The organism is uncultured Aggregatibacter sp. (assembly GCF_901873365.1).
Lineage (GTDB): Bacteria > Pseudomonadota > Gammaproteobacteria > Enterobacterales > Pasteurellaceae > Aggregatibacter.
On the sequence record NZ_CABFLM010000101.1, the window covers coordinates 1 to 4330 of the forward strand.

General features: G+C 41.5%; 6 protein-coding genes. 4 read left to right on the forward strand and 2 right to left on the reverse strand.

The genetic code is table 11. The features are described from left to right. Positions 1–222: 222 nt before the first annotated feature. Together QZ106_RS08760 and fumC are read right to left on the reverse strand one after the other, a co-directional pair. On the reverse strand, positions 223–822 hold the full coding sequence (locus tag QZ106_RS08760) for a hypothetical protein (protein ID WP_295976478.1): 600 nt from the start codon (positions 820–822) through the stop codon (positions 223–225). A 98-nt stretch (positions 823–920) separates the two neighbouring features. After that, on the reverse strand, positions 921–2315 hold the full coding sequence (gene fumC / locus QZ106_RS08765) for a class II fumarate hydratase (RefSeq protein WP_295976479.1): 1395 nt from the start codon (positions 2313–2315) through the stop codon (positions 921–923). A gap of 211 nt (positions 2316–2526) precedes the next feature. Between fumC and QZ106_RS08770 the strand changes: the two genes are divergently transcribed. From QZ106_RS08770 to QZ106_RS08785, 4 genes are all read left to right on the forward strand, one after another. Continuing rightward, positions 2527–2973 (forward strand): DNA polymerase III subunit chi, encoded by a 447-nt coding sequence (locus QZ106_RS08770; protein WP_295976480.1) that lies wholly within the window; start codon positions 2527–2529, stop codon positions 2971–2973. A gap of 33 nt (positions 2974–3006) precedes the next feature. Next, a complete protein-coding gene (locus QZ106_RS08775; protein WP_295976481.1) occupies positions 3007–3561 on the forward strand; it encodes a hypothetical protein in 555 nt (184 codons plus the stop codon). 98 nt (positions 3562–3659) lie between these two features. Then, positions 3660–3983 (forward strand): N(4)-acetylcytidine aminohydrolase, encoded by a 324-nt coding sequence (gene yqfB, locus QZ106_RS08780; protein WP_295976482.1) that lies wholly within the window; start codon positions 3660–3662, stop codon positions 3981–3983. A 2-nt stretch (positions 3984–3985) separates the two neighbouring features. Further along, positions 3986–4330, forward strand: a 345-nt coding sequence (locus tag QZ106_RS08785; protein ID WP_295976483.1) for a hypothetical protein, incomplete at its 3' end; no start/stop codon positions are given.

Sequence of the window (4330 nt, forward strand, 5' to 3'; positions counted from 1 at the left end):
ATTTTAGTGAATCGTAGCGTACAACTTGTTGCACGAAATCATGAATGCCCGAAAGAGTTAAATAACATTCTGTGCGTAATTTGGTCGTGCATCAAGATGCACGCTACGAACGAAATCACGAATTACACATCGAGGTTAATGTTAATCATTTGTGCAATAAAAGCCTTTCATTAGAAAGGCTTTTATATTAAGAAAAACGAATAAAGTCGGTTGGCTTATGCGTTATTCCGACTCTATCGCATTCAGCGGAAAATTCGGTGGCAATTGCGGACTGGCCTCATCCTCCCCCATGGGATCAATTTCCGGTTGCGTTTTAAACGCTTCCGGTGAAACATTTCCTTTTTCCTTACCCAATAATTGGGGCTGTAATTTGACGAAGTTACTCTGTGGTGACAACCAAATATTGATCAGCATTTGGCTGAATTCCGGTTCAAACTCATGATCTAAAACGGAATCATTCAAAATAAAATACCCTTTATCGGGTAGCGCAATATAACGCAATATCGCATTTGGAGAGAAGTCCGGGAAAATAGCCTGCATGTCTTTTAGCCACAAATCTGTTTTGGCTTTATCCGCTTTTAGAAATTCCATTTCTTTAATTAAGCTAATCGCAAAATTTTTACCTTCAACGGGTTTTTCATATTTGAACGAAAGCATAATAGGTAATTGGTTTTCCTGATATGCGCCGTCTTCGGTCGCCAAATCAATGGAATAAACCAAGAACGGCCCCCAATTATAGTCAGCGGTACCCACATTGACCCAATGGGCTGAAAGTGCGGTAGGAAATAAGCTTAAAATAAACAGCAGCGATTTTAATTTCATAAACAATCCGTCATAAAAATTTATGTGCGCGATTATAGCAAAAAAGACGGGAAATTGATCCCGTCTTCTTTACTCATGGCTTAATTTAACGTATCACGTTATTTTAAGCTGCCTACCATATCTTCCGGACGCACCCATTTGTCGAAATCTTCCGCAGAAACCAAGCCAAGATTAATGGCTTCTTCGCGTAAGGTGGTACCGTTTTTATGTGCAGTTTTCGCAATTTTCGCTGCATTTTCATAACCGATATGGGTATTAAGTGCGGTGACCAACATCAATGAATTTTCAAGTTGTTGTTTAATGCGTGGGTAGTTCGGTTCGATACCGGTTGCGCAGTGTTCATCGAAAGAAACACAGGCATCTGCCAATAATTGGGCGGATTGTAAGAAGTTCGCAATCATTACCGGATTGAATACGTTCAATTGGAAGTGACCTTGAGATCCGACGAACGCGATAGTGGTGTCGTTACCAAACACTTGTGCACACACCATGGTCATGGCTTCACATTGGGTTGGGTTAACTTTACCCGGCATGATGGAAGAACCCGGTTCATTTTCAGGGATTAAAATTTCACCGATACCGGAGCGTGGACCGGATGCCAATAAACGAATGTCGTTGGCAATTTTGAATAAGCTCATAGCAAGTTGACGCAATGCGCCGTGTGTTTCCACGATAGCATCATGCGCTGCTAAGGCTTCAAATTTGTTTTCTGCGGTGATGAACGGCAGACCGGTGAATTTAGCAATGTATTCAGCCACTTTCACATCATAGCCTTTCGGCGTATTCAAACCGGTACCCACAGCCGTGCCGCCAAGGGCTAATTGGCGTAAGTGCGGTAGGGTATTTTTCAATGCAAGTAAACCGAAGTGTAATTGCGCCGCATAGGCAGAGAATTCTTGACCTAATGTTAATGGGGTTGCATCCATTAAGTGCGTACGACCGATTTTCACCACATCTTTAAAGGCTTCAGATTTTGCTGCAAAGGTTTTTTGTAAACGTTCTACGGCAGGAATAGTGGTTTCGACCACTTTTTTGTATGCGGCAATATGCATTGCGGTTGGGAAGGTATCGTTGGAAGATTGGGATTTGTTCACATCATCATTCGGGTGAATAATGGATTTTTCGCCTAATTTGCCACCGTGTAAAACGTGAGCACGGTTTGCCACCACTTCGTTCACGTTCATGTTGGATTGCGTACCGGAACCGGTTTGCCAAATCACTAACGGGAATTGATCGTCTAATTTATTTGCTAAAATTTCATCGCAAGCTTGTGCGATTAAATCACGTTTTTCAGCAGGCAACACGCCTAAATCATGGTTGGCGAATGCCGCCGCTTTTTTCAAATAACCAAAGGCTTCGATGACTTCATGTGGCATAGATGCCGCAGGACCGATTTTGAAATTGTTGCGGGAACGTTCGGTTTGAGCCGCCCAGTATTTGTCTGCCGGCACTTGAACTTCACCCATGGTGTCTTTTTCAATACGAAATTCCATTTTGATTACCTCATAATGATTATTAACAGGAATAAGAGAATTCTAACATTGACAATCTCTTCAATGAACTGAAATTACAAACAGAAAATCGGTTTTGTGACTTAGATCATAAAGTGCGGTGAGTTTGTAAAACGTTTTGAAAATTAACATTTTCTATTTAAGCTGATTTCCGCTAAAATCTCAGCTTGCATCTCTCTTGAGGTATGTTTTTATGGCGCAATCAGCACAATTTTATTTACTCCATGACATGGTGTCCCCAAATGGGCTGTCTGCTCAAGAACAGTTGGCGTGCAATCTTGCCGCGGCGGCATGGCGTTTGGGGAAACGGGTGCTTATTAGCTGTGAAACACAGGAACAGGCATTGCTATTAGATGAAGCCTTATGGCAGCGAGATCCTGATGAATTTGTCCCGCATAATCTCTTTGGTGAAATAACAACCTACGCAACACCCATTGAAATTAGCTGGTCATCAAAGCGTAACGCTCAACGAAGAGATTTACTGATTAATTTGCAACAAGTACTGCCTGAATTTTTTGGCACCTTTAATCAAATTATTGATTTTGTGCCCGCAGAAGAACAAGCCAAAAAACTTGCTCGGGAGCGTTATAAATTCTTGCGAACCCAAGGTTGGCAGCTTTCGACAGAAAACGCTGCCTAATCTTGACTCATTATTTTATATGGAGCCTAAAACATGAAAAAATCAATTCTCGCTTTATTTATTGCCTGCTCAACGTTCTTATTCACCGCCTGTGATGATCCTAAGCCACAGGTCGTACAGGAAGAAACCAAAGCCTCAGAACCTGCCGAACCAACAAAAGAAATGCCGGCACAAAGCCCTGAGGCAACATCTCCTACCGCAATAGAAACCGCACCTGCCACAGCAATGCCGGCACAGCCTAATACAAATATGGCTGAACCTGCACCACAAGAAAATGCAACAGCAACAGCCCCTGCGACAACAGAAGAGCCTGCGCCAGCGAATGCGGCAGCACAAGCTACCCAACCGGCACAACCTAAAAATGCGACTGCCGCACCGATAAGCGTTAAACCAACGAACAAACAAGCCGCACACAAACAAGAATTAGCACGTGTATTAAGCATGTTAGAAAAACAATACACGCAAGTTCGCTGTGTAAACGACATTAAAGATGACAGCGGAAAGATTAAAATGGATTCCTATTGCCGCCAAGAAGAAGAACGTCTGATTCGAGAAATGCAACGCGTAAAACGCGAATTGGCAAAATAAAAGATTACCGGCATTAATCTATAGCACAAACCTCATCTTAAAAGATGGGGTTTTGTTGCAAAAATACCTAAAAATCCGACCGCACTTTCAGAAATAAAATGCAACCGAACGACATCACTTTTTACCAACGCTTTGAAGCCGATATTCTCGCCGGGCGCAAAACCATCACTATTCGGGACAAATCCGAAAGCCATTTTAAAGCAGGTGATATTTTACGTGTGGGGCGGTTTGAAGATAATCAATATTTCTGCACCATTGAAGTGTTAAGTGTATCGCCGATTCGATTAGATGAATTAACCGAACAGCACGCGAAGCAGGAGAATATGGGGTTAGATGAGTTGAAAGAGGTGATTCGGGGGATTTATCCAAGTGAAGAACGGTTTTACATTATTGAGTTTATATTAAAATTTGTAGGTGAGTAAAAATGAGCGAATCAATTTTAATTTTTGGTGGAAAAAGCTTAAAAGAAATGAAAGAAGATGGCGGCATTGGTTGGTGGTGTGTTAATCAAGAGAGAGCTGAAAATTTAGAATATGCTGTGATAACTCGTTGTTTAACTCAAGAGTGGGCTACTCACGATGTCGAGCAGGGAACTGCAATCATGGTTTGCAAGCTTACGGGAATAGTTGGTAAAGCTATTGATAGTAATCGTAAATGTTTGGAGTTTAGTTCCTATGCGAAAATTAATATTCCAAATGCATGGCAAAAAATAACTAATAATCAAAGAAATCCACTCAAATATATTGAAACAAATAAATTATTAAAAGAC

Bases quoted from the DNA above. Each gene is read 5' to 3' on its own strand.
- QZ106_RS08775 (WP_295976481.1), top strand. From the start codon at position 3,007: ATGAAAAAATCAATTCTCGCTTTATTTATTGCCTGCTCAACGTTCTTA.
- fumC (WP_295976479.1), bottom strand. From the start codon at position 2,315: ATGGAATTTCGTATTGAAAAAGACACCATGGGTGAAGTTCAAGTGCCG.
- yqfB (WP_295976482.1), top strand. From the start codon at position 3,660: ATGCAACCGAACGACATCACTTTTTACCAACGCTTTGAAGCCGATATT.
- QZ106_RS08770 (WP_295976480.1), top strand. From the start codon at position 2,527: ATGGCGCAATCAGCACAATTTTATTTACTCCATGACATGGTGTCCCCA.
- QZ106_RS08760 (WP_295976478.1), bottom strand. From the start codon at position 822: ATGAAATTAAAATCGCTGCTGTTTATTTTAAGCTTATTTCCTACCGCA.